This is a genomic window from Paenirhodobacter sp. CAU 1674, from assembly GCF_029222945.1.
Lineage (GTDB): Bacteria > Pseudomonadota > Alphaproteobacteria > Rhodobacterales > Rhodobacteraceae > Rhodobacter.
In genome coordinates, this window is sequence record NZ_JARHUH010000019.1 from 1 (window position 1) to 24301 (window position 24301).

Annotated in this window: 17 protein-coding genes; 9 read left to right on the forward strand and 8 right to left on the reverse strand. The window is 60.9% G+C overall.

Annotation, left to right across the window (positions count from 1 at the left end):
• Nucleotides 1-446: 446 nt before the first annotated feature.
• The 6 genes from P2G62_RS17270 to P2G62_RS17295 form a co-directional block, all read right to left on the reverse strand.
• The gene (locus tag P2G62_RS17270; RefSeq protein WP_275736123.1) at nt 447-1199 is read right to left on the reverse strand and encodes a hypothetical protein; all 753 of its coding nucleotides are present in this window, start codon (nt 1197-1199) and stop codon (nt 447-449) included.
• Nucleotides 1200-1231: 32 nt separating this feature from the next.
• Entirely contained in the window at nt 1232-2695 is a 1464-nt protein-coding gene (gene dgt / locus P2G62_RS17275; protein ID WP_275736124.1) for a dGTP triphosphohydrolase, read from the reverse strand.
• Between the two features lie 506 nt (nt 2696-3201).
• Nucleotides 3202-5037 (reverse strand): site-specific integrase, encoded by a 1836-nt coding sequence (locus P2G62_RS17280; RefSeq protein ID WP_275736125.1) that lies wholly within the window; start codon nt 5035-5037, stop codon nt 3202-3204.
• A 604-nt stretch (nt 5038-5641) separates the two neighbouring features.
• Entirely contained in the window at nt 5642-7945 is a 2304-nt protein-coding gene (locus P2G62_RS17285; RefSeq protein WP_275736126.1) for an AAA family ATPase, read from the reverse strand.
• A gap of 150 nt (nt 7946-8095) precedes the next feature.
• Nucleotides 8096-9037, reverse strand: coding sequence for a GIY-YIG nuclease family protein (locus P2G62_RS17290; RefSeq protein WP_275736127.1), 942 nt, complete (start codon nt 9035-9037; stop codon nt 8096-8098).
• A gap of 97 nt (nt 9038-9134) precedes the next feature.
• Nucleotides 9135-9683, reverse strand: coding sequence for a hypothetical protein (locus P2G62_RS17295; RefSeq protein ID WP_275736128.1), 549 nt, complete (start codon nt 9681-9683; stop codon nt 9135-9137).
• A gap of 116 nt (nt 9684-9799) precedes the next feature.
• Here P2G62_RS17295 and P2G62_RS17300 point away from each other — a divergent pair, with 116 nt between their 5' ends.
• The 7 genes from P2G62_RS17300 (at nt 9800) to P2G62_RS17330 (ending at nt 19356) form a co-directional block, all read left to right on the forward strand.
• Nucleotides 9800-9979: a ribbon-helix-helix protein, CopG family gene (locus P2G62_RS17300; RefSeq protein WP_275736129.1), complete on the forward strand. Its 180-nt coding sequence runs from the start codon at nt 9800-9802 to the stop codon at nt 9977-9979.
• Between the two features lie 1050 nt (nt 9980-11029).
• On the forward strand, nt 11030-11470 hold the full coding sequence (locus P2G62_RS17305) for a hypothetical protein (protein ID WP_275736131.1): 441 nt from the start codon (nt 11030-11032) through the stop codon (nt 11468-11470).
• Nucleotides 11467-12129, forward strand: a complete 663-nt coding sequence (locus P2G62_RS17310; RefSeq protein ID WP_275736133.1) for a hypothetical protein — start codon at nt 11467-11469, stop codon at nt 12127-12129. Before P2G62_RS17305 ends, P2G62_RS17310 begins: the two co-directional genes overlap by 4 nt.
• 3 nt (nt 12130-12132) lie before the next feature.
• Nucleotides 12133-16110 carry a CHAT domain-containing protein gene (locus tag P2G62_RS17315; RefSeq protein ID WP_275736134.1) on the forward strand — a complete coding sequence of 1326 codons (3978 nt, stop codon included), beginning with the start codon at nt 12133-12135 and terminating at the stop codon, nt 16108-16110.
• A 141-nt stretch (nt 16111-16251) separates the two neighbouring features.
• Nucleotides 16252-17441, forward strand: a protein-coding gene (locus P2G62_RS17320; protein ID WP_275736135.1) for an IS3 family transposase whose coding sequence is annotated in 2 segments (ribosomal slippage) — nt 16252-16504 and nt 16504-17441 — 1191 coding nt in all. Because the reading frame shifts where the segments join, the coding sequence is not laid out codon by codon here.
• A 681-nt stretch (nt 17442-18122) separates the two neighbouring features.
• A complete protein-coding gene (locus tag P2G62_RS17325; protein ID WP_275736136.1) occupies nt 18123-18728 on the forward strand; it encodes a hypothetical protein in 606 nt (201 codons plus the stop codon).
• A gap of 10 nt (nt 18729-18738) precedes the next feature.
• Nucleotides 18739-19356: a hypothetical protein gene (locus tag P2G62_RS17330; RefSeq protein ID WP_275736137.1), complete on the forward strand. Its 618-nt coding sequence runs from the start codon at nt 18739-18741 to the stop codon at nt 19354-19356.
• A gap of 5 nt (nt 19357-19361) precedes the next feature.
• Here the strand turns inward: P2G62_RS17330 and P2G62_RS17335 are convergent, their stop codons facing one another.
• The gene (locus tag P2G62_RS17335) at nt 19362-20420 is read right to left on the reverse strand and encodes a hypothetical protein (protein WP_275736138.1); all 1059 of its coding nucleotides are present in this window, start codon (nt 20418-20420) and stop codon (nt 19362-19364) included.
• Between P2G62_RS17335 and P2G62_RS17340 the strand changes: the two genes are divergently transcribed.
• Together P2G62_RS17340 and P2G62_RS17345 are read left to right on the forward strand one after the other, a co-directional pair.
• On the forward strand, nt 20413-21123 hold the full coding sequence (locus tag P2G62_RS17340) for a hypothetical protein (RefSeq protein WP_275736139.1): 711 nt from the start codon (nt 20413-20415) through the stop codon (nt 21121-21123). The two genes, P2G62_RS17335 and P2G62_RS17340, sit on opposite strands and share 8 nt — an antisense overlap.
• Nucleotides 21120-22016: a hypothetical protein gene (locus P2G62_RS17345; RefSeq protein ID WP_275736140.1), complete on the forward strand. Its 897-nt coding sequence runs from the start codon at nt 21120-21122 to the stop codon at nt 22014-22016. Before P2G62_RS17340 ends, P2G62_RS17345 begins: the two co-directional genes overlap by 4 nt.
• Before the next feature lie 194 nt (nt 22017-22210).
• Here P2G62_RS17345 and P2G62_RS17350 read toward each other — a convergent pair whose 3' ends face one another.
• Entirely contained in the window at nt 22211-24046 is a 1836-nt protein-coding gene (locus tag P2G62_RS17350) for a site-specific integrase (protein WP_275736141.1), read from the reverse strand.
• Between the last annotated feature and the right edge of the window lie 255 nt (nt 24047-24301).

Genomic DNA, 24301 nt, shown 5'->3' on the forward strand with positions numbered 1-24301 from the left:
CCGGACGCTTGAGCAATTTGAGGGCTCCGCGCCCGGCGCGCTTGCCCACAACAACCGATCCGACTACCAATCTCAAACCTGCAGACTCTCGTTATGAACGAGGGACCCAAGGGGGGCAGGTCATCACGAAAGGCCGTTTGGGGGAAGCGGCACCGCAGCGATGACCATGTTGGCGAAAGGCCGGTCCGGGCCGGACACGTCTACGAGGCCAAGATCAACGTTAGGGGCGGACAGCGACCTGTGATGTTGCGGCAGTGCATCCGCAGAAACCAGCGATAGCCGCCATTCGCGTCGCGCCCGGAAGCGAAGCGATACGCAGAGAGCCTACCCGAAGGTAGCAGGTCCAAGAACCAGATGGGTCGGCCGTGCCAATCTACCACAAAGTCGTCTTACGGATTCCACGGGATGTAGAAATGGCTCTACGACCTGTATTCAGAGCGGTAAGCTTAATCTCGCGCATGTGGGATTAGCCCAGGCAGCTCCATTTGTCTTGGGGAAGACCGTAACGAGTGTACTTTTCTATTCCCAGCGGAAAGGGCTTCTAGCAATCTGCTTCGCTCCGCGAAGCCCTCGCATACCGATCTCTGATGTTTCCTTTTTTCGTAATGCACGAGCGCCTCCAATCCCTCGTCTGCAACCACTTGATCAACAAAATCCAAGAGACCTGATGAGGCTTTCAAATCCCAGAGCAAGACGCGCCGGACGGTTCGCACCGCATTACCTACAGCACTTGGCGTTTTAATAAGATTAACGCCAAGCGTTCTACTGCGGATTCTCTCCAAATATCCATGTTGAGAATAAAGCTTCCGGCTTTTTATGTCATAATGTGCAGCGTCCCAGTCGAAAAACGTTCCCTGTAAAAGATCATCAACAGAGGAGGCTTTTATATAACCATTTCTGTGCGCCCAAGTAGTCTCAAGCGCCCAAAAATCAATTTCCCATCGAGTCGAACGGTGCCCAAATCCGCCAAACATATTTGGCTTTGCTGACAACCTTTTGGCGAGATTTTTCACTTGATCTGCTGGCGCATCAATGACCAGATCGACATCCGATCGAAATCCCCGCTTTCCATCTCGCGCAATGTCTCGAATCATGCCGCCGAAAATCGAGACTCTATCGAAATCTCCGAATTCTTTTATTAGGATATGACGAAGCGCCAGCACCGTTTTCGACTTATCCCGCCAAAGATAGTCGTCCACGCGACGTTTAAGAAGCTTTTCGTCTCTAGCTATCAGCATTTTGGCAGAGCCTGAATATCGCTCCAAAGCTTCATGGAAAATGAATCGGTCATCCCGGAGACCATATCTGTGAGCAAGCGCATTTCCGCATAGCGAATGCGCTGGGGTGGAGTCCCCTCTTTAATGCAGCGTGCGGCCTCTTCGATATAGTTTGGGCTCACCAATGACCAGGCAAACTTCGAAGCAGCCGTTGTGCGACGCGATTTAATATCGCCAACTTCTTCACGATTTACGATCGAGGCCCAGAAGAACGACATGATTTCAGTGATTGCTTGGGCGCCAATTGCTTCTGATTTCAGAACCCCGGGGTTCGAGAACGCATGGTCTTTTGCTACCTCTTTGAGAAAGTTGCACAAGTCGCTCTCTTCAAGGATAGGCAGGATCCCATCTTTGAAAGAAAATATATCCTTCGCATTATCAATGAAGTTGTTCGCTGCTTCGTCTAGCAGCGCCTCCATCAAATAAGCTCTCATATAGCCAATCTTTATATCACGCGCCACAAACACGCTATGCTTTGCGGCATCCACCCGACCGAAAGCATTTTTGATTTTTTCAACGCAAGCGTGATTTTTAAGGGCTTCTTCGGCTCCCATCTGTGAAAGGATATCTTCCGGCGAAGCGATGCCTTTTTTCATCACGTCATCCACATCCAAGATGCTGTAGGCAACGTCGTCGCAGGCTTCCATTATCCAGGTCAGAGGATGGCGCTGCCCCTCCTTCAATCCCGTCTCATTTCGGATCCATTCTACAATATCTCGTTCAGTTTCAAAGTAGCCAACCTTCTTGTGCGCGGGCTTTTTCTTGTTCCTATTCTTGGCGGAGACAGGGTACTTCAGCATGGCAGCCAGTGTCGCAGCGGACAGGTCTAGTCCTAATCCATAGGCATGGGTCTGTAGTCTGGTGACGAGCCTTAGCGTCTGCGGATTTCCGTCAAATTTGGTAAACTCGAGTTGCTGCTCCACCGATATCCGTTCAAGAAAGCAAACCTCAGAATCTTCACTGGCTTGAGAAAATATCCAACTGTCGCGGTCCTCGAACCAACGCCCCATAGCAGCTTCACCTTGATGGCCGAATGGTGGGTTCCCGAGATCGTGGGCCAGTCCGATAGCCCACAAGATCGGCTGAATAACATGATTTAGGTCCGCATCGAACAGTGTCGCTTCTTGGGTCGCGATCCGCGAACCCAAAGAGCGGGCAAGGTTAGCCACTTCATGGGAGTGAGTCAGACGTGTCCGGACGCCATCATTGTCGTCCATTGGCCAGACCTGTGTTTTGTCGGACAATCTACGAACTGGAGTCGAGAAGAGGAGGCGATCGTAGTCCTGTTGGAAAACAGAACGCCAAGAAAGTTTGTCACTATCGTCTACGGCAGCTGTCGTAGCGGTGCTTTGAGCCTTCTCTTGGCCCGAACGTGGACGACGGCTTTCTGACCAAAGGGTCGCTTTCTTCTCGGACATCTGTTCAGCACCTCAACATTTTGTAGCAGCAAAGGCCTTGGGAAACCGATCTCGTGCTCGATGCGATTGATTATTAAGGGATCACGCGCATCTGTCAAAAATCAATACCTAGTGGACCTGAGGGCATCCTCGCGGATATGACATGATCTGATCTCCCCGCCTACCTCGCTAGAGCATGATCGAACTAGACGGCATGGTGCGACACCTTTTGAATGCATGTATCCTAGTTTCAGGTTGGTTGTCACGCATCGCTTCCGTTTATGGTGTCGCCGTCCGTCGCCGACGCAAGCGAGGCCGGGAGCAGGCTTCCAGTCGCCGGACAACTTACGTATTGTGGCAAGGTTTTGCGTCAGGCTTGGCGCTGCACGCCTGTCAGCTAGGGGCTGATCGGTCCCGTCGCTGCGCCGTGCCTGACCGGCTGGTTCGGAGCGAGGCTCTCCATGATGCGACAGGAGGCAATGGGCCGCCAGGGGACACCCACGACCCCGGAGCCGCCCTCCAGAGCCTCACCATTCCGGCTTCCGTTCAACCGGCAACCGGGGAAGACGGGCGATCGCCGTGGCCATCTCGCTCAAAATCGACACCTCGGAATAGCGCTCGCTGGTGATATCCGCGCCCTTATGGCCAAGGATGTCCTTTCGCAGCGCCTCGGTCACCCCATCGGTCCGGCCAAGCTGGGTGGCGACATAATGGCGAAAGCTGTGGAACACCTTGCCATCCGGATTGCCGTCGAGCCGGTTCTGCACCAAGAGCCGAAAGCGATAATCGATCTTGTCGCCGAATTTCACGCCCTCTTTTCCCGGGTTCAGATCGGGGAAAAGATCGGCATCGGGGCCAGCCTCTGCCAGCCTCACGCGGGCCAGATCGACCAGCCCCAGATCGATCAGCTGCGGATGCAGCGGCAGAGTCCGATGCGATGAGGGCGTCTTCAGCCCGCGATTGGCGTTGGGTGCGATCTGCATCGCCGGGACGCCATCGATCTCGAGGATTTCCGCAGCCTTCAGCCCGGCGATCTCTTCGCGCCGTGCCCCACTCAGCGCCGCGACCAGGGGCAACCAGTAAAGCCCGTCACGGGTGACATTCGGCCCCTCTTCCTGCCATTTCTGTTTCGGCTTATTGCCCTGCCAGACCGGATGCGCGAACAGGTGCTGCACATCCGCCGCCGTGAAGGCCGGGCGGTCGTCGCGGTCGCGGGTGGTTTTGCGCGGACGCAACGAGCCCAGATCGATCTGCATCACATTGGCAAAGCCTTCCGAGCGCGCCTTGGTCAGAAGCTGGCCGAGATAGTCGAGATTGCGCCCGATCGTGGTTGCGGACAGGCCCGTTGCCTTCCCCTTGGCCGCACTCAGGATCTGACGCAGCGGTTTGTCGCGATCTTTCGGCGATTTGCGATAGCTCACCGGCAAGGCATGCAGCACGTCGACGAATTTCGAGACATGGGCCTGCCGCAGATCGCGGATATCCGTGATGCCGGTCGCCTCGGCGAAGAGCTCGAACACCCGCGTCATCTGGGTAATCATCTGTCCGGAAAGCCCCTGCCGACGCTTTTGCTCCATCAGGCGCAGAGTCAGCGCGGAAATCGCCGGATCGTAATCCGTTTCCGGCTCCTTTGAGGGCGCGAGCGCCACGGGTGGCGCTGGATCGGAAGCGGGATCGCCTTGCCCCCGCGCCAGTGCAGAGGCGAGATCCATCGCCTCGTCGAAAGAGCGATCCCCTTTCAGGCTGGTCAACAGCGCCGCCGCCCGGCCCTGATACCAGATCTGGCGGCCCTGCATGAACTCCATCGTCGAGACATCCTCGCGCCCGAGCGCCCGCCGCATCGCCTTCAGCGCGCGACTATTGCCGTATTGCCCGGGTGGATGGGCATAGGCTTGGCTTTCCATATCGAGACAGGCCTCTACCGCGCCCACCTCGGAGGGCGTGTGCCCTTCGGCCAAAAGTCCAGCGATGTCGTCCTCGGACAGATCGCGGGCCGAGGCCCCGCGCTGCGACATGAACATCAGCGCCTTGCCCATCGCCCAATCGGCGCTTCGCTCACGTTGCCAAGCGTCGGATTCGGGCGCGTCAGAGGCGGCCGCGCGGCGCAATTCGATGGCGTGCAGCTCTTGCTCGATCACCGCGCGCAACAATTTACGCGCCTCTTCCTTGCTCAAGCCCACTTCTGCCATGCGGTCGAAAATCCTTACGCTTTCGGCGTTTACGATGACGGCGAGACGGCGGGCGATCAAGGGGTCATTGGTGCGCAGGCTGATTTGAATCATTCCGCCGCCCAACGAGGAGGGCAGTCGCTTGCGCCAAGCATAGGTCGCGCCACGGCGCAGGATGTTGTTGTGAAGTCCCATGGTGGTGGTCTCCCGGTTGGAGGCCACTGACCGGCTCGAAAAACACTCTGCGAGGTGTCACATGTGTGACACTCACGTGCTACTCACCCCTCAAAGGGTGAATTGCCAAACGAGATCAATATCTTGAGAAAGTTTGGCTCCGGCGGTAGGGTTGGCACGGAGATTTTCTGATCTTGCAAGGTATTGATTTAAAACAGAAAGTTCTCCGGGGTTCGGGCGTCTGTGCTACAGTTTTGTGCCACAAATGTCGCACATGGTTATCTTATCGGCAGTGTCTTTCTTTTCAAAGATCACGCGCATTCCTTTGCCCTTAAAAATTCCTTTCAGTTCATCCCCCCGTTACTTCGCGCGTCTTTGACGGGGGAAGCTGAGCGCAGAAGCAACCAGCTTTCCGAACGGATGGCCGAAGGCGCTACGCGCGAGGGCGCCCATCCGGGCAAGATTGGGGCGTATTCATCAAACACCCTCTCATGAGACGAACTGGTCCAGCCCCGTGGGGCCGGATTTCCTTTTGAAGAGCTGAAAGTGGTGATGCGGAGGAAGGGATCGGGCGGTGGTCTGGCCGCGGGCAGCAGCGCGGCGCGCGGCGGGGGTTTGGTCAAAGTTATTCCAGAAGGGAGTTCTCCGGAATTTGGGGGGGGCGGGGGCGAGGTTGGGCTTCGGTCGGGGCGCTGGTGGCGTCGGTCGCCGTGCTGCGAAGGAAGGCGTGCAGGTCTTCGCCTGCAAGCTCGCGCTCGTCTTCGAGGCGGGCGGCGAGCGCTTCGACGGCACCTTGATGCTGCCGGATCAGGGTGCGGGCTTGCCGTGCCGCCGTGTCGAGGCGCTTGCGCAGGCGCGCGCGCAGGTCCGGCGGGGCGGACAGCCCGGGGAGCGGCGCTTCGGTCCAGAGCAGACCGTCATGACCCAGGCCATAGCGGTGCTCGATGGCCGCAGCCAGGGCCGAGGCCCTTGCAAGATCAGAGCCGGCAGAGCCGCCCGCGCCGTTCGATGCAGCGCCCAGAATGACGTCTTCCGCCGCGCGGCCAGCGAGCAGCACCATGATCTCTGCCTCCAGATCCCTCAGCAGCATGTCGGCCCGAGGCGGCGTGCGATCGACCTCGCCCGCGCGGCCAGAGACCTGGATGCGCCGGATGGAACCGGGGTCGATGTGATGGGCGGCGATGGCGTGACCCGCTTCGTGAAGGGCGATGCGGCGCAGGCTGGCGGGGGGGATCGTGCTCGCGCCGAGATGGTGGCGCAGAAGGTCTGCGTCGAGGGGCACGCCGCGGTGGCGCGCATCGGCGCGCGCGGCCCGGATCGCGGCATCGACATCAGCGGGCGTCTGGCCGACGGCGTCGCGCGCGAGGCCGGCAAGCTCTGCGGGTGTGAGCGTGCCGCGCAGGGCATCGACCAGCATGCCTTCCAGAAACGCCCGGTCCGGCCGCGGCACCTCGATCTTCACGTCGAAGCGCCCGGGGCGGAGAATGGCCGGGTCGAGCCGGTTCGGATCGTTGCAGGCGCCCACCAGGATCACGCCCGGTTCGCGCGCGATCCTGTCGACTTCTTCCAGGAAGCCGTTGATGACTTGCGTCTGATAGCTCCGGTTCTGGCTTGCGGTGTCATCGCGTGACCCGGCCGCGTCGATCTCGTCGATGAACAGGATGCAGGGCGCGGCGGTGCGGGCATCCTGGAATGTGCGCCGCATCGCAGCGAGCATATGGCCCAGGTGCCCGGCACTTTGCCACGCCGCAAAGCTCGAGGAGATGACGCGGACGCCCGCACTCTCGCCCATCATCCGTGCCAGCATCGTCTTGCCCGTCCCCGGCGCGCCGTGCAGCAAGAGCGAGCGCGTGAGATCGGTCCAGGAAACCGTTCCCTCGCGCCAGGCGACGAGATCGCGCACGATCCGCCAGGCGGTCATGTGGGCCGGCGAGCGTTGGGCGAGCGTTTCGAGATCGCGGACCGGCGCGGGTGCGGGCGTCTGTGCGACGGCCCCGGCGAAACCAGCAAGGCGTTCGGCGACGGCCCGGGCGTTGGGGGCGCGCGCGGCGATCAGACAGTGCTCGGGCGTCAGGCGCGCCAGGGCCGCCGCGCTCGGCAGGGCCGCACGGACCGCGGCTGCGTCGATGCGGCCGGTCGCGGAATGCGTGGCCGCGAGCAGCGTGAGCAGCAGTTCCGGCGTGATCGGTGCAAGCGTCAGATGCTGGTCCAACGCCCCCGAAAACGCGGCCGGGAGCTTGGTGTCACTGGCCAAGGCAAAAAGCAGCGGCGTGCGCGCGCCAAGGGCTTCGCGCAGCACGTCATCGCGCGCGGTGTCGGTGAAAACCCGCAAACACGGGCCGCTGTCGTCGATTTTGGCGGCGCGGGAGGTTGCGCCCCAGGCGTCGGGCAGGATGGCGTGCTCCAAAACAGGCTCCAGCAGCGCGCGGTCGGGCCAATCGAGGCCGGTCAAGACCGTGAGCGCGCCAGGGGCGAGGCGGCGCGCGAGGTCCGTCGGGCTGGTGAAGGTCGCGGCGAGGCGCAGCGCAAGCAGCAGTTCGCCAAGGGGCAGCTCGATCTGCGGGCGGCATCGCCCGTCTTCGGCGGTGGCGAAGGGATCGCCCCCTTGCGCGACAATCGCGTCCCAGGCCTCGGGGGGCAGGTGGCGCCGCGCGGGGCTGCGGGACAGCTGCGCCAGGACCGCCTGCGGGGCCGTGGGCGTTGCGTCCGGCCGCGGGCCTGTGGCGCGGCGCGCGGCACGGCCAGCCCCGGCGCCCGGCGCGAAGGTGTCGTCGCAAGCGGGCGCCTCGCGCCGCGCTGCGAGGCGTTGGTGATGCGCGCGCAGGCGTTCGATGGCCCGATCCGCAAGCGCAGACCATGCCGGGCTTTGGGGGTGGTCGGGGCCGGATCCACCGACGGTTGCGGGACGGGCAGGGGCGTTCTGGCTCATCGAAAGGTCCTTTGCTGAAAGGGGGGCGATGCCGGAAAAAGGGCGGTGGTCCGCCGCCGGACATCCGGCCCCGGCCGCGCGAAACGGGCGGGGGGATCCGGACCCGGAAGGTCCCCGGATCCGGTCGGTTCGCCTGAAAGCCGGCGCGCGTCAGGCCGCGAGATCGGCCGCGAGCGCGTCGAGAAGGCGCAGGATCAGCGGCTCGGTCTCTGCCGTATAGATCTCGGAGGCGACATGGATCTGCGCGGCATAGACCTCTGCCGGCACGCGCGCCGTCGGTGCCTGCTGCGCGATCCGGCTGTGCAGCCGCTTCTCGGCAGATTGCGCCGCGCGCCCCGTGGGCATGGGCAGATGGCGCAAGATCTCGCCCGTTGCGGGCGAGCCGGAAAGCAACTGATGGTGCAGACGCGAGTCGGGGTCGCGCGAGAAGCCGAGCTTCACCACGCGGCGATCGTCGTTCAGGCGAAAGCGCATGACATACAGAAAACTCGGCGCGGTGGCCCACCCTTCACCGCAGCCGGGGCAGGTGAAGCGCCCCGATTGCATATTGGCGCGGGCGATGCGCACCTCGCAGCCGCACCCCTGGGCATGGCGATAGAGCCGATAGCTCGGATTGCCCTCGGGGTCCGGCCCGGCCACGCTCCAACCGCGCCGCGCGGCTTCGGCCTCTTCAAGCGACGCCTGGCAGATGTCGCAGCGGTAGCTTTCCCCCTCGGCGCCCATGGTTTGCACGCGCCCGCGCTGCAAGCGCTGCTCATGCCCGCAGGGGGCGAGGTAGAAGCCGTATTTGCGGTCCGTCTCATCGCGGCGCAGGAACTGAACTCCCGCCGCGTCCGCCTCCTGGCGCCAGGCGGTGTCGAGGCAATGCGGGCACATCGGCTTTGCCTTTGCGACCACGAAATAGCGGCTGACATGCGCGCCGCCACAGGTGCGGCAGCGGATCAGCAGGTGGTTCTTGTCGATCACGCGGGCGACGATGTCATAGCCATTGCGATCGGCGCCGAGGTGCCAGGCGGGCTGGATCTGCCCGGGGTGGCGGGGAAGGTTGTCGGTCTCGACGATGCGGGACGTGAAGCGCGGGCTCTTGGTCATGGCGGAGCTCTCCGGGATGGAAAGGACATGGGAAATGCGCCCGCCTGCCGAGGCGGCGCAGGCGCAGGCGGGGCTCAAACGAAAGAAAGGTGAGGGCTCAGCAGAGCGGCGCGTCGAACAGCGCGTCCAGATCCGATGCGGGCAGGGGCAGGCCCGCGTCACGCTGCAGGGCGCTCAGCTGATCGAGGCGGCGGAACGCCTGTTCGATCAGGGCATCCACGCGGCGGGCGACAAGGCCCGGTGCAGCATTGCACCAAAGCGGCTGGTTGGCAGACATGAAGTGGAGGATGTTCTCACGATCCGCGCCCGCAACGACGTCGAGCGCCGCCGCGATAAAGCGCGCGGCAAAGACCAGGCGGCGGTCGGAGGCGATCACAACCGGCGCATCGCCCGCCTGACGCGCCGCCCCGACCACATCATTCAGAGCGATCTGCGCGCGGACCTCGGGGGCACCATAGGCCATGTCCCAGGCCGCCCCGCTGACGCGCAGCCCCTCGGCCTCGACGGCATCCGCAAGCGCCTCAATCAGCGCAATGAACGCCGCATGCGCAGGGGAAAAAGCACCGGGCGCAGCCGTGCCCGACGAAAACCGACGCCGCGGCGCTTTGATGCCGCCAGCAAGAGTGATAGAGGGGGAAACAGTCATCGTCGGATCTCCTTAACAGATCAGGGGGTGAACAGAGCAGGCAAGGGGGTCGGATCCCTTGCTTTGCTCGACTAGATTATACAATTAAATACGAAAAGTCAAGCGAGGAAATGGAGATGGCAAAGATGGGGCGGCCGAAAGTTGACGGCGAGAACATCATGCTTCGCCTTCCGACCGAGATGATTGTTGCGATCGATGAATTGCGGAAGCAAAGTGATGAACTTCCGACGCGCCAAGAAATCGTCCGACGCGCGTTAGCAGACTATCTGCGCGCGCGAGGCATGCTGGGCGCGTAAGAATCAAGAACGGGACGCCCCGCTGTTTGATGCTTTAGCCATCTTCACCAAAGTTAAAATGGCTTGGTTCGCGTCGAACTGCATGTGGTTTGCGGAAACATGCGGCCGAGGGTATGTGAAAACAGGCTGGCGGAGGGCGGCAGGTCGCAGATTCCCGAGCTCAGCACCAACGCGTCACGGATGGCGATGGCGGCCAGGGCCGGATCGGAAGGGCCTTACAGAGCGAACCAGCACGCATAAAACGGGATGGAGAAGGCCCGATCCGGCCGAGATGACCTGCATCAGGCGCCGGATGCCGATCGGGAAAATCACCCGTCTGATGTTGTAGGCAAGCACGCTCAGCGCCATCGCAGTGCGCACGTTCTTGAACCTCCGGGTCAGGAAATGGGTTTGGCCCACCCGCGGCACAAGGTCGAAGCGGCCATTCGTTGACCGCGCAGCATGTTGCTGTGCAGGATCGACCTGAAGGGCGGGGAGCAGACGGTGAGTTTAAGGCATCGCGGGCGCAGAAATCGGCGATAGCAGCTGTTCGCCAGGCTCAGAGTTTCGGTAACGGGGCGTCTCAGTCGAGAGGTCATGTCCGTCTAATATGTCTTTTTAGCACCCTGAATTTGGCCTTTCGTTAGGCAGCGTTTGCCGCTCAACGAATGAGGTAGGAAATACCTGAAGGCGCCTGTAACGTTGCGACGACGCTTCCACTGCTGTCGATGATAGCGGCTACTCACAGCCTGTTGAGCACGAGGGGCAATGCAAAAGCATGGCGTTGCTGGTCGACTTTCCAGAGTTCCGCCATGCTACACTGCGCCGGCCCGTTTGCGCTTACCTATCGCCCACGCAAAGCACGATACAGCCTTGGCTGAGCGCTAGGCCATGACCGTTTCGCCGGATTCCGGCACGCTGAAGCCATAAACGATCCCCAGCGGCCCGCAGCAATCAAAAGGCTCGAGGTCCGCATTCATCTTTGGGGCGTCAGCATCGCCCCCTGCCATTTAACCATTGTCCGAATCTTACCTTTCTGTGAACCTTCCCAACATATTCGAGGAATGATCGATGCGTGGTATCGGCCTTACTATTTTCTCTGGGGTTCTTATTGGCCTGCCCGTTGCTGCGGTGCTCGCGCAGGAATGCCTCGTTTGCGATCCGGAAATCGTCATGACGCGCGAACTGGCTGATTGTTTCCTGACGCAATTCGACACGACCCTCAACGAGATGCACAGTCAAAACCTGCCTTTTGCGCTGGTCAATCTTGGCCTTTGTGACGGAGTCGACGGTGGCACTCGGGGGTCTGTGAAAAAATCAACGCTGGACGCGTCGCGGCTGGTGTTTTCTTTGTCTGAGATCAAGGGCGCCACGCTTGCCACCTCGACCGAACCCAGCAAGACCTTCATCCTTGATGAGGCGGCGATCCGCTGTCTGGACGCGACGATCCGCTCGGATGAGGCACGCTTCGATCCCGCAGGCGCCTTCCGTCCGGCAGAGATGTGCCCATGAGCGCCGAACCGAGCAACACGACCGACACTTTGCAGTTGCAGGGCATCGGCTCGGATCTGTGCGGATCCGACGCGAGCGTAGGCGTTAGCCTGGCCGAAGCGAAGCCCGCCAAATGGTCCCTGCCGCTCTGGTTTACTCAGGGCTTCGACATTCTGGCAAAACTGTCGACACTTGCGGTTCTGGGCCTCGCATATTGGCAATTTCATGAGGCGGGTGTCGACAAGACGCGCGAGCGCTCGATGGCGCTGGTCACCGAATGGGCAGAGGGAGGACAGGCGGATCGGCTGGGGCTCGTCAACGAATATCTGTCCGACGCAGGAAACCGGGCGAAGAAACAGATCGATGCGATGGCCGAAGATGCGCGAGATCTGGCGTGGAAAAACGCCGAAATCGCAATTTATGGCGCTTTGGCGGTTCCGGTCACGTCCGAAGCGCGCGCGCTGCGCCGTGACCTCGACCAGATATTTGCCTTCTTCACCCGGGCCGAGATCTGCGTTTCTTCGGGGCTGTGCGATGCCGAGGTGATGCGCGCCTATTTCCTCGTCGAGGCGCGGTCGCTGACGCACGAGCTGGCCCTATATCTGGAGTTGGTTCACAAGGCCGGCTTTCCCACCTATGGCGCGGGCGCCGAGGCCTTCGTCACGGCAGTCGAGAACTGACCAATGCGGCGGCTCGTGGCGCTGCTGGTGCTCTTGCCGAGACTGGCGCTGGCCGATGTCTTCGGCCCGCAGGACAATGCCCGGATCCAGCAGGCACTGGTGACGCTGGGCTATTCGCTCAGCGTGATCGACGGCCAATGGGGACAGGCCACGGGCGCCGCCGTGCGCCATTACCGCTTCGATTTCGGACTGAGCGATGCCACGACGCTCAGCGCGACGGAGGCCGGACAATTGATCGAGCGCGCAAGTTGGTTGAATGCACCAGTCGATACCCGAGCCTTCTACTTCGGCACAAATCCCGATTTTAGAGATCGAGACGAGGCATCCTTCCGAGAGGGCGCCTATTTCGAACCACAGAGTCTGCTCTATGCCAGCCCACTTCACATGCTCACAGCGCAGATTGGGCGACCATCGACCTTTACCAGCGACGCGCTCTCGTATGACGTGAGGCGCGACTGGGCTACTTACGGCCGCAAACGCCTGCACTCATGGCTCAGCGCAGATTTGGCACGGAATTCCTCCGGTGACGCCGCTGCAATCCAAAGGGCTATCCTCAACATTGATTTGGCGCTGGCCAATCTCGACATCCCCCCAAGTCGCGAAGACATGCTGAAGATCGTTCTGCCCAATTTACAGTTCATCCATGAGCATGCGCCTGCGGCGAGCCTGCCACCGCAAACGAATGTGGGGATCTCTGAGCGCCTGTTTCGAGACCTGGGAAAGACCCTGCACAACCTGGGGTGCCGAAAGGGCGTCTCGATCGAGGATCGCTGGGTCCAGCTCGCGCTGGATATCACCAACCGATACGACGCCTTGTATCCGAACTCTCCGCATCGGCTGGGCTACGTCTTTGACATCGCGAAATGCGCTGATCCCGGCACGCGAGCAGAGCTTCTAAATTGGCGATCGGAAGAGGCCCTGAAGACAAGCGATCCGTTCACCGCGTTTGACACGGTCGCTCAGACTGCCGATGTGTTTTGGAGCTTTAGCGAAGAGGACATCGCGCGCGATTTATACCGCATAATCTTGACGACCGATCTCCCCAGTCTTGCCGATAGGCAAAAAAGGTTGATTGAGAGGAACTCCGATCGTTTGGTGTCGCTTGGTATGACGGAGATCGTGGGGCCGTATCTCCTCTCGAAATTAGATGCACTCAGGGGACGATCGATCGCCTCGAGGGCAGATCATAGTAATGCCTTGTATTTGACCACGAGCCTCATGCTGCTTGGATATGGTCCCGAAGTAACGGACAGGGTCTTTTTCGACACAGACAATGATTGGCGCGATGACGGCAATCTTTTTGAGTTTTACGAAATTATGCTGCGCTCGATCATTAATGATGGAAAGCTCGAGGAAGCCCTTCCACTTGCCTCGGCACTCGCGGATCGCGCGCGTGTAGAAGGAGCAGAAGGATCAGCGCAAGCCTTCGACGCGCGAGAAATCGAATTGCTTCTGGACTTGGGGCGATATTCAGAGGCCGAACAGCGCATCCTCGAATTCCAGCTCATCCCCCTAAAAGGCCCAAAGGATCCTCAAGTCCTTCAATGGCGCTCCAGACTGAACCTTGCGACGGAAGAAGGAGTTTCAATCGGCCGCGCCTATGCGCAACAGATTGCCAGTTTCGCAGACAAGATTTGTGGCGACACCGGCGACGAAGATGTCTCGGTCTACGCCCCTACGATAGATCGCCAAACGGCATATGCGGACCCCGAGTTTGTCGTCGCCGCACGAGAACTGAATCTCGGCACTCGGATCGCGCAATGTCAGGGACGTGAATGGGCAAAGGACACACTTTCGCGAACGGGATGTTATCTCTGGACCAAGGACGGCGACATGACGGCTCTGCAGATGGGCATGCAGCGCTGGTGGGCGCAACAAACGATCGAGGCGCGCGCGAAGGGTCTGCAAATTCAGCACTTCGCAGGCATGGACTGTCCGGTAGGCATCGCTGAGGCCGGGCGTTCTGATCTGATTGCGCATTATGCTCAACAGACCGATCCAAACACTCAAGCCATCGGCTTTCAGTTGCTACGCCTCAGTGCCGGACTGTCGGTGGACAGCATCACGCCGGATCGGCTCGATAATCTTGAGCGACCAGACGGGATCGATGCCTTGGAGTATCCTGTCATCGAGATCGCTGGCCGCACCGATCACTGGTCTCGGGCACGACGGCGCGATGCGGCCTTCTATCGTTACGAATATCTTTACTCGGGTGCGGGAATGGACAACGCCGAGTGGGCGGCGATAAAGGCCATGTCCTTTAACCTTGCCAGCGGATATGCGGCCCTTGGGTTAAATGAAATCGCGCTGATGTTTCTCGAAGGGGGTGGATACGATGTGCCTTCGCAGATCGACGCGGCGGCCGAGAGCAAGAACTCGATCCTCGACAATGCCGAGATGTCGCGCTTTGCGCTTGCTCGGGGGCGGTTGGCGCTGAAACAGGGCGATGCCCAGACCGCGTTGGGGTTTTCGCGGCCGGTGCTTGCGGCGTTCACCAAGCGGGTGCGGCGCGGCGATGTGGGCTCGATCGAGGATCTGGGCGCTTGGTCGCGTCGCCTGCATGACTTCGCAGAGCTCTACCTTGCGGCGCTGGCCACCAGCCCAGACAAGTTGGCGATCGAGCCGCCGCAATCGGTGATCGAGGCGCAGCAGATTTATGCCGCCGCCACCTCGGCCAGTTCTGCCGGGCGCTTGGGGGCGCGGCTTGCCTCGAGCGCGCCGGACCTTGCGCGCAGCTATCAGGATGCGCTGAAGGACTGGCGCGGCGCGATGCAGACCAATGACAACACCCGCATCCTTGCCCTGCGCAATCGCGTCATCGATCTGCGTCGCGAACTGGCCCGACGCGACCCGGCCTTTGGCGCCAGCGCACAACTCTCGATCCTGTGGCTCGACAAGATCCGGGGGCTGGCCGGCGGTCATGTTCTGATCGTCACCACCAGCCTGCCCGATCATCTGCTAGTCAACACGATCCGCCCCCGCAGCAGCGACCTGCGCGCCATTCCTCTGCCGCGTGAAGTGCTGGCGAGCCAGATCGACCGCTTCCGCGCCACTATTCAAGCCGAGGGGGATGTGGCCACGCCCGAAGGGATCGCGCTGTCGCAGGCGATGCTGGCTGGGCTCTCGACCGAGGGGCTGCCCGAGGCGCTTTCAATCGTCGTTGATGGTCCGCTGGTGCGGCTGCCTATGGGGGCGCTGCCACTGATGCAGAAGGGCAAGCGGAGTTATCTGGGGGCCGAGACGGCGCTCTCGATCCTGCCCGCGCTCAGCACGATCATCCCGCGCGCGCAGGGCGCCAAAAGCCACGCCAGCCGCCCGTTTCTGGGTATCGGCGACACCCGCGTCTCGCTCTCGGGTGGGCTGGCGCATTTTGGCTTTGCCCCGCCCGAGCTGCGCGAAACCAATGCAGAGCTGCGCTACATGGGCGTGTTGCTGGGGGCCGATATCGAGCAGGATCTGATCCTTGGCCCAACTGCGACAGAGGCACGGGTCCGGCAGATGTCGCAATCGGGGGATCTGGCGCGGTATCGCATCATCACTTTCGCGACCCATGGGTTCATCGAGGGCAAAGGCCGGATCACGGAGCCGGGGCTGATGCTGAGCGAGCCACCTCTTGGGGATCGGACACAGGACGGGCTACTGGGCGCAAGCGAGATTTATACTCTGAGGCTCGACGCAGATCTGGTGCTGCTTTCGGCCTGCGACACCGCCGCTGTCCAGGATAGTACGCGCGGCCTGTCGGACCTCGTGCGTGCTTTTACCTATGCAGGCGCGCGCTCGCTAATCGTGACCCACTGGGAAATCGACACCCACGCCGCGATGGAACTGGCCAGACACCTGGCGACACAAATGAAGCAGAACCCGGAACAAAGTGCTGCTGAGAGCCTTCGGGATAGCGTGCGCGTCCTGCTCGATACCCCGACCGCAGCCAGGTTCCATGCCCCAAAATATTGGGCGTCCCATACGGTGATTGGGTATTGATCGAATACGTTAGGCACGCGGTTCAATATCGGCAGGGTTGAACGAGACGCCGAATATTTGAAGCAGATATAGCGCCCCTGACCTGCCACGGGATTTTTCCTCCATCGTCGATTAGAGTCCGGCCCAACTTGAGGACGGACAATGAAGCGAACGAGATTCACGGACGAACAGATCATCGGCATTCTGGCCGAGCACGAGGCAGGCGCGAAGTGCGCTGACCTGTGCCGCAAGCACGGCATGTCGGAAGGCACCTTCTATAACTGGAAAGCCAAATTCGGCGGGATGACTGTGTCGGAGGCGAAGCGGCTGAAGACACTTGAGGATGAGAACGCCAGGCTAAAGAAGTTGCTGGCCGAGCAAATGCTCGATCTGGCCGCGATGAAGGAACTGGTCTCAAAAAAGTGGTGACGCCTGCCGTTAAGCGCGAGGCGGTCGCGCATCTGCAAGCCTTTTTCGGGCTATCGGAACGGCGGGCGTGTCGGATTGTCGCTGCGGATCGCAAGATGGTCCGCTATCGAACGCAGCGTGCGCCGGACACGGTGCTGCGCGGACGGCTGCGAGAACTGGCGAACGAGCGTCGACGGTTCGGTTATCGGCGGCTCTTCGTGCTTCTGCGGCGCGAGGGCGAGCCTTCCGGGATCAACCGGATCTATAGGCTCTACCGCGAGGAAGGGCTGACGGTGCGCAAACGCAAAGCACGCCGCAAGGCCGTCGGGACACGGGCACCGATCCTGGTCGAGGCGCGGCCCAATGCCCGTTGGTCATTGGATTTCGTCCATGACCAATTCGCCAATGGCCAGCGCTTCCGGGTTCTCAACGTGGTCGACGACGTCACCCGTGAATGTCTCGCGGCAATACCGGACACCTCGATATCGGGGCGCCGCGTGGCACGTGAACTGACGGCCCTGATCGAACGCCGTGGCAAACCCGGAATGATTGTCAGCGACAACGGCACAGAACTGACCTCCAACGCCATCCTGCGGTGGTGTTCCGAGCACCGGATCGAATGGCACTACATCGCGCCAGGCAAGCCGATGCAGAACGGTTTCGTAGAGAGTTTCAACGGCCGGATGCGAGACGAACTGCTCAACGAGACCATGTTCCGCAATCTGGCCCACGCGCGGATCGTGATCGCCGCTTGGGCTGCCGACTACAACACCGAGCGTCCGCATTCGGCCTTGGGCTACCAGACCCCGGCTGACTACGCACGGGCCCTGACCACCGCAATCGCCCGCCCCGCTGCGCGAGATGAAAGCTCCGCGCGTCGGGCGATTGCTCAACCTGCGCCAATCGGCGTAAACACTAACCGGGCTCCGGTCGCGGCTGGATGAAAGTCCCGTGGCAGGTCACCCCCCAAAGAGCTAAGTGTGAGTTATCGCGTTAGAGTCCGCCCAGGCGTTCGTAATCGGCGCTGATCATGTGACTGCATCGTGGGTGGATGTAGCGATGGTCAAAGCGCGCCTTACCAATCGCAATTTCCGCGTCCCGCGCGTGTCGATGGCATTCGTAGGCCAGACATTGTCTTTTCGCCCCCGAAGCGGCGACTCGATCCGGCGGCGGCATCACCTGCGCCTCCGCCGCAAAGGATGGGGAATGACCGCTTGGGCGTCCTGCGCCAAGAGGGTCGAGCGGCCGCTCAGGGCCGCAACCGACGAGTCAGGTTATTCGGGCGGGAAGCGGACTGTGAAGTTGCGGCACCTCGTCTGCGGCTCGGGCGATTGCAGCCGTTCGAGACTCGCCCAGAGAGCGACGAACTGCACAGTTTTCTGCCTTTGCAGCCCCCCGATACCGAGCAGTTCGGATCTAATTGCTCAGGCCTTTGTGGTCGTTAGGCGCCCCAGACAATTTCCCAAGACCGGGGCGGCCAGATGCCCGAACGTCTCGCGAGGCAACGCCCCTCTTTTCTGGGCACATTGCGCTGTAACCCGCCCAGATCATGAGGCTTGGAATTTGTCTTGATCACGCCATCGTGTTCGCCAATCATTGGCACCGGTTCATTAAAGGATGTTGTCATGAAAATCCTCGTTCTCGCAACCGCAGCTTCTTGCGCTGCCTTTGGTGCCCCGGCGCTTGCGCAATCGCTTTCGCCGGCCGACATTCTCGCCAAGGTCGAGGAAAAGACCAAGGTGACGAACGGTTATCAGAATCTGCTGAACGACCCTGACCCCGCGCGCTCGATGGCAGCGATGGAGGTGATGCTGGAGTCGGGCGATGCCAAGTTGCAACGGATGGCGCTGGAATACGGGCTTTACAGCCCCAATCAACAAGTGCGCTACACCGCTCTGAAAGGGTTCTTAGATGGGCAGCCGGTCTTGCGCTTGAAGGTCGACGGCTCGAGAGTGAAGGACCCGAGCGATTTCAGGCGTAGCTTCCGGAGCGGCACGGTCGACGCGGCCAAGATCGGCTTCCTTTCTCTGAAAGTTGGGGAGTTCGATCCCGAGCAATCTTGTTATGTCACGTCGGGAACAAATGACTGCCTAGTGCGCCTCTCTGAGACAGAGGTCTCGGTCCGTCCTTGGTCCGCGTGGTTTTCTACGACGCTCGACGATCAGGGACAACTGGTCGGTGAGGTCGGCTTCGAGCCTCCCGCACCTGTGACAATCCCGGTTTCGAACTAAGGAAAAACTGATGCGTAGATTGCTTCTCCACCTGCTGCTCGCCGTCACGCCTTCATTGGGAGCGGCCCAATCCCTCTCGGTGGCCGATCTGCAAAAGCAGATCGATGCCGAGGTGAACAAGGGCAACGAATATACCACGCTCTTGAACGACCCAGATCCAAAACGGGCGCAGGCGGCGATGAAAGTTATGCTGGGATCAGGGGACCCCGACCTGATCTCGATCGCGTTAGACTACGGGCTTTACAGCCCCGATCTGGCGGTGCGCGGTGCGGCGTTGAAGGGGTTGCTTGACAGCAAGCCGCGGTTAGACGTGTTCCTGACCATGACCGACCCAAAGAACGGGTTTCCGAAAGCTGTGGACTACATGTTCAAGGTGGTAACGAATGCAGAGGGTATCGCGACTGCCCCTGTCCGCGTTACTGGTAAGGATGAACAGCTGGACTGTTACACGGGCGAGTTAGTCAAGTATGCAGACAATACGTGCCTAATCCAGGTAAGGCCCGAGGTGATCCGGGTTCGCTTGGGGTATAATTGGAGCGAGGTTCGCCTGAACGATGATGGAGCTTTGATCGGTGAGGTGATGCTCAGCAATGGCCAGATGGCACCTGTTCGCATCCAGCTGCATTGAGACTGTTAGCGAAAGCTGACGTCGTCGATCCCTATCTCAGCCTTATCCCAGCCTGATCGCACAGTTACGAATACCCAGAGCACCCTCGTGCCGGAAATCGAAATATCAAGATTACCGTCGGGGGGGACTTGACCGGTGAAGACGTTGCGTATGCGCGCGCCATCGGGGGAGGTAGAAACGTCGATCTGAATGTCACGCGGCAGGCCGGCTGCCGCATCGGAGTTGGCCGTGATACGCAACCCGGAGAGCGTGACCACCTTGCCCTCGGCCGCGCGAAAGGCGATGCGATTGGGCCTAGTCAGCGTGAAGACATAGCTGCCCGGGCCCGTCAGGTTCTCTTCCGCGAACTGGGGCGAGGCAGGCGGCAGGGTCGCGCCGATCACCTCAAAGGGCAGCGCGTTCGGCTCGGCCAAAGCGGGCGCAGGAGCCTGCGCCTCGGCATAGCCCGCGCGCCGGGCCACGCGCCGGGCGACGTTCTGATAGATCTCTTCGATCCGGATGAAGCGGGCCTCGGTGCCCGAAAGCGCCTCGGTCACCATGCCCACGGGGCGCTCGGCATCAAAAAGGAATGCGCCGCTCGTGCCCTTGAAAAGCTCGCTCTTGCCGTCGATCAGTCGCGCATCGAGGGTCAGGTAGTTGCTTTGCGTCACGATCATGTCGAGCCGTTCGGCCTCGCCCGAGGGGCGCAGGCGCATGAGTTGCAGCCGTGCGCCAGTCTCTGGCTGGATCTCGGTGTTCAGCGCCGAAAGTTGCGTGGTGCAGCGCTTCTCGATCGCGCCGCGCGCCACCCCGATTGCCAGATCCATGCCCGGCCAGAACGGTGTCTCGACTGTCGCGCCGGAATGCACCACTGGCGCTGCAGAATACAGCGTGACCTTGCGCTGATCGCCCGCCACATGGCGCGGCATGATCACATAGCACACCCCACCCTCGCGGAAGACGAAACCCTGACCCTTTTCGGTGCCGTTGTCGATCGTGACGCTCTCGGCCATTGCGGCTAGGCAAAGCCCGAATGTCTGGGCTAGGATGATTGCAAGTATGAGGAAAAGGCGTTTCGTGGTCATGTTTCAAAAAACTTGTCTTGCCCTGTTGATGCTTCCGACTATCGCCGCAGCCGATCCGGCAAGTAAAGTGACGTTGATCGAAAATCCGTTTAACGAGGTGGTGCGCAAGGGAACCGAGATCTCTGGCGCGCGGCTGGTGGGCTTTCTGTCCGCGCCGACAGGGCGTCTCGAGGGAAACTCGATCGAGGTTGCCGCAGCCATTCCCGTTGCTTGGCGGGGGCAGTCGCTGTGCCTGAAAGTGGTATCGGCTGACGGGCTTTATGAATCGCGCAATACTTATCGGGTTGCGCCCGATTGGGGCGGCGGGCGCGTCGTGCTCAGTTATCCCAGCACGCATGAGGCCGAGGCGCTGGCCTATCCGGGTTCACAGATCGCAGGTCTGGTTTCGCTTGGCGACTGTCGAAAGCCGCAGCCCCTGGTGGCCCCGATCTCGTGGGGGCGTGGCGGCGGTGACACACTTAGCATCCTGCTCAATACCGCGCGCTCGGAGGAAACCTTTCTGACTTTCCCGGAGGAACCGGATCTGGAGGATGTCGCCTGCGAAGCGATCGCATCCGATCTGCGCACGGCGTTTGACACGCGCTGCGATCTGCCCCGCGAGCTTGCAGTAAGATCGGCGATCGAGGTGGTCGTGATTTCATTTAAGAATGGCGAGATGGGGCCAGAAGAACGATTGAACCTGCAGTTCGGTGCCGTTCCTTGAGGCTTGCTTTCCCACTCGCTTCACGGCTGCGTTTTGTCCGCGCGCTCGGGACGGCAAGCGCAATTTCGGTTTCGGCCGGTCTTTTTGCCCTGATCGTATTCGTTCTGCTGGCGGTCGGTGTCGGCTCAGTACAAACCGTGATTGTCGACGCCCAGACGACGGGGGTCCTCGTGAGCTTCAAGGGGACGACCAACGATTGGGGTCTTGGGACTGCAACGCTTTGCATACCGAAAACAATTGATCTGTCGCAAAGGCGCGGAGAGGGTATCTGCGATCCGCGCCGTTTCGAAGAGCGCGTGAGTGAAAATTTACGAATAAGCTGGCCAGAGGGGGCTGTTGTTCAGGTTTCTTCGCCTGAGGTCGGAAAACTTGTGCTGACGCTGTTGTCGGAGGGGGAGTGGCCGAAGAGCACCCGCATCGTTCTGAGCGATGGCGCATTGTCCAAACTCGGTGCGCTTGGTTTTTATGGTCACGCGCGGATTGGACAACCGGCGGTTTCAGGAGAGCAGGACCTGCTCCTTTCTGGGAATTACGAAATCCGAGAGCGATCCTTCTGGTCGCGCAATACCGAAGTCCTGCGGGGGGGAGAACTGCGCCGAGGCGAGAGCGTAGAAGTCTTCGTTGACAAGACGGCCGACGCACCACCGGCCAATGAATTCGGCCATCTCACAGCCGAGGCGTCGGATATGCCGGGTTTCCATGTCAGCATTGCGTCAGAAGCGGGAAAGCCAGTCCTGCGGCTCGTAAATTACGGCGGAATAGCCACCACAACCCTTGCGCCGAGCTGGATCGACCGCTCGCTGCACAATTCGCTGATCTTGGCGCTTGCACTGTTTCTTCCCTTGGCATTGAGCGTTGCGCAGTTCCTCGGCGCTGGCAAAAAAGGGGAATAAGCCAGCGCTGTCGTCCGGGGGGGGGCGAAAACACATCGTTCGCTGCGCTGCTTATAACTGATTTCTCTGTGCTGCTCAGCTCGACCGCTGCGTTTCGCTCACGTGACCGCTTCGGCGGCATGCGCCGGGAGTGCCGACCGGCAGCTTAGGGCCGCTAGGGGACACCCACGACCCCGGAGCTGCCCTCCAGAGCCTCACCATTCCGGCTTCCGTTCAACCGGCAACCGGGGAAGACGGGCGATCGCCGTGGCCATCTCGCTCAAAAGCGACACCTCGGAATAGCGCTCGCTGGTGATATCCGCGCCCTTATGACCAAGGATGTCCTTTCGCAGCGCCTCGGTCACCCCATCGGTCCGGCCAAGCTGGGTGGCGACATAATGGCGAAAGCTGTGGAACACCTTGCCATCCGGATTGCCGTCGAGCCGGTTCTGCACCAAGAGCCGAAAGCGATAATCGATCTTGTCGCCGAATTTCACGCCCTCTTTTCCCGGGTTCAGATCGGGGAAAAGATCGGCACCGGGGCCAGCCTCTTCCAGCCTCACGCGGGCCAGATCGACCAGCCCCAGATCGATCAGCTGCGGATGCAGAGGCAGAGTCCGATGCGATGAGGGCGTCTTCAGCCCGCGATTGGCGTTGGGTGCGATCTGCATCGCCGGGACGCCATCGATCTCGAGGATTTCCGCAGCCTTCAGCCCGGCGATCTCTTCGCGTCGTGCCCCACTCAGCGCCGCGACCAGGGGCAACCAGTAAAGCCCGTCACGGGTGACTTTCGGCCCCTCTTCCTGCCATTTCTGTTTTGGCTGATTGCCCTGCCAGACCGGATGCGCGAACAGGCGCTGCACATCCGCCGCCGTGAAGGCCGGGCGGTCGTCGCGGTCGCGCGTGGTTTTGCGCGGACGCAACGAGCCAAGATCGATCTGCATCACATTGGCAAAGCCTTCCGAGCGCGCCTTGGTCAGAAGCTGGCCGAGATAGTCGAGATTGCGCCCGATCGTGGTTGCGGACAGGCCCGTTGCCTTCCCCTTGGCCTCACTCAGGATCTGGCGCAGCGGTTTGTCGCGATCTTTCGGCGATTTGCGATAGCTCACCGGCAAGGCATGCAGCACGTCGACGAATTTCGAGACATGGGCCTGCCGCAGATCGCGGATATCCGTGATGCCGGTCGCCTCGGCGAAGAGCTCGAACACCCGCGTCATCTGGGTGATCATCTGTCCGGAAAGCCCCTGCCGACGCTTTTGCTCCATCAGGCGCAGAGTCAGCGCGGAAATCGCCGGATCGTAATCCGTTTCCGGCTCCTTTGAGGGCGCGACCGCCACGGGTGGAGCTGGATCGGAAGCGAGATCGCCTTGCCCCCGCGCCAGCACAGAGGCAAGATCCATCGCCTCGTCGAAAGAGCGATCCCCTTTCAGGCTGGTCAACAGCGCCGCCGCCCGGCCCTGATACCAGATCTGGCGGCCCTGCATGAACTCCATCGCCGAGACATCCTCGCGCCCGAGCGCCCGCCGCATCGCCTTCAGAGCGCGACTATTGCCGTATTGCCCGGGTGGATGGGCATAGGCTTGGCTCTCCATATCGAGACAGGCCTCGACCGCGCCCACCTCGGAGGGCGTGTGCCCTTCGGCCAAAAGTCCAGCGATGTCGTCCTCGGACAGATCGCGGGCCGAGGCCCCGCGCTGCGACATGAACATAAGCGCCTTGCCCATCGCCCAATCGGCGCTTCGCTCACGTTGCCAAGCGTTGGATTCGGGCGCGTCAGAGGCGGCCGCGCGGCGCAATTCGATGGCGTGCAGCTCTTGCTCGATCACCGCGCGCAACAATTTACGCGCCTCTTCCTTGCTCAAGCCCACTTCTGCCATGCGGTCGAAAATCCTTACGCTTTCGGCGTTTACGATGACGGCGAGACGGCGGGCGATCAAGGGGTCATTGGTGCGCAGGCTGATTTGAATCATTCCGCCGCCCAACGAGGAGGGCAGTCGCTTGCGCCAGGCATAGGTCGCGCCACGGCGCAGGATGTTATTGTGAAGTCCCATGGTGGTGGTCTCCCGGTTGGAGGCCACTGACCGGCTCGAAAAACACTCCGCGAGGTGTCACATGTGTGACACTCACGTGCTACTCACCCCTCAAATGGTGAATTGCCAAACGAGATCAATATCTTGAGAAAGTTTGGCTCCGGCGGTAGGGATCGAACCTACGACCAATTGATTAACAGTCAATGAAAAATACATATAATTCAATAACTTAGATGATTTTTTATAATATTTGCAGTCTTTATATTTCAATGGCTT

Bases quoted from the DNA above. Each gene is read 5' to 3' on its own strand.
- dgt (WP_275736124.1), bottom strand. From the start codon at position 2,695: ATGTCCGAGAAGAAAGCGACCCTTTGGTCAGAAAGCCGTCGTCCACGT.
- P2G62_RS17280 (WP_275736125.1), bottom strand. From the start codon at position 5,037: ATGGGACTTCACAACAACATCCTGCGCCGTGGCGCGACCTATGCTTGG.
- P2G62_RS17285 (WP_275736126.1), bottom strand. From the start codon at position 7,945: ATGAGCCAGAACGCCCCTGCCCGTCCCGCAACCGTCGGTGGATCCGGC.
- P2G62_RS17290 (WP_275736127.1), bottom strand. From the start codon at position 9,037: ATGACCAAGAGCCCGCGCTTCACGTCCCGCATCGTCGAGACCGACAAC.
- P2G62_RS17295 (WP_275736128.1), bottom strand. From the start codon at position 9,683: ATGACTGTTTCCCCCTCTATCACTCTTGCTGGCGGCATCAAAGCGCCG.
- P2G62_RS17300 (WP_275736129.1), top strand. From the start codon at position 9,800: ATGGCAAAGATGGGGCGGCCGAAAGTTGACGGCGAGAACATCATGCTT.
- P2G62_RS17305 (WP_275736131.1), top strand. From the start codon at position 11,030: ATGCGTGGTATCGGCCTTACTATTTTCTCTGGGGTTCTTATTGGCCTG.
- P2G62_RS17310 (WP_275736133.1), top strand. From the start codon at position 11,467: ATGAGCGCCGAACCGAGCAACACGACCGACACTTTGCAGTTGCAGGGC.
- P2G62_RS17315 (WP_275736134.1), top strand. From the start codon at position 12,133: ATGCGGCGGCTCGTGGCGCTGCTGGTGCTCTTGCCGAGACTGGCGCTG.
- P2G62_RS17325 (WP_275736136.1), top strand. From the start codon at position 18,123: ATGAAAATCCTCGTTCTCGCAACCGCAGCTTCTTGCGCTGCCTTTGGT.
- P2G62_RS17330 (WP_275736137.1), top strand. From the start codon at position 18,739: ATGCGTAGATTGCTTCTCCACCTGCTGCTCGCCGTCACGCCTTCATTG.
- P2G62_RS17335 (WP_275736138.1), bottom strand. From the start codon at position 20,420: ATGACCACGAAACGCCTTTTCCTCATACTTGCAATCATCCTAGCCCAG.
- P2G62_RS17350 (WP_275736141.1), bottom strand. From the start codon at position 24,046: ATGGGACTTCACAATAACATCCTGCGCCGTGGCGCGACCTATGCCTGG.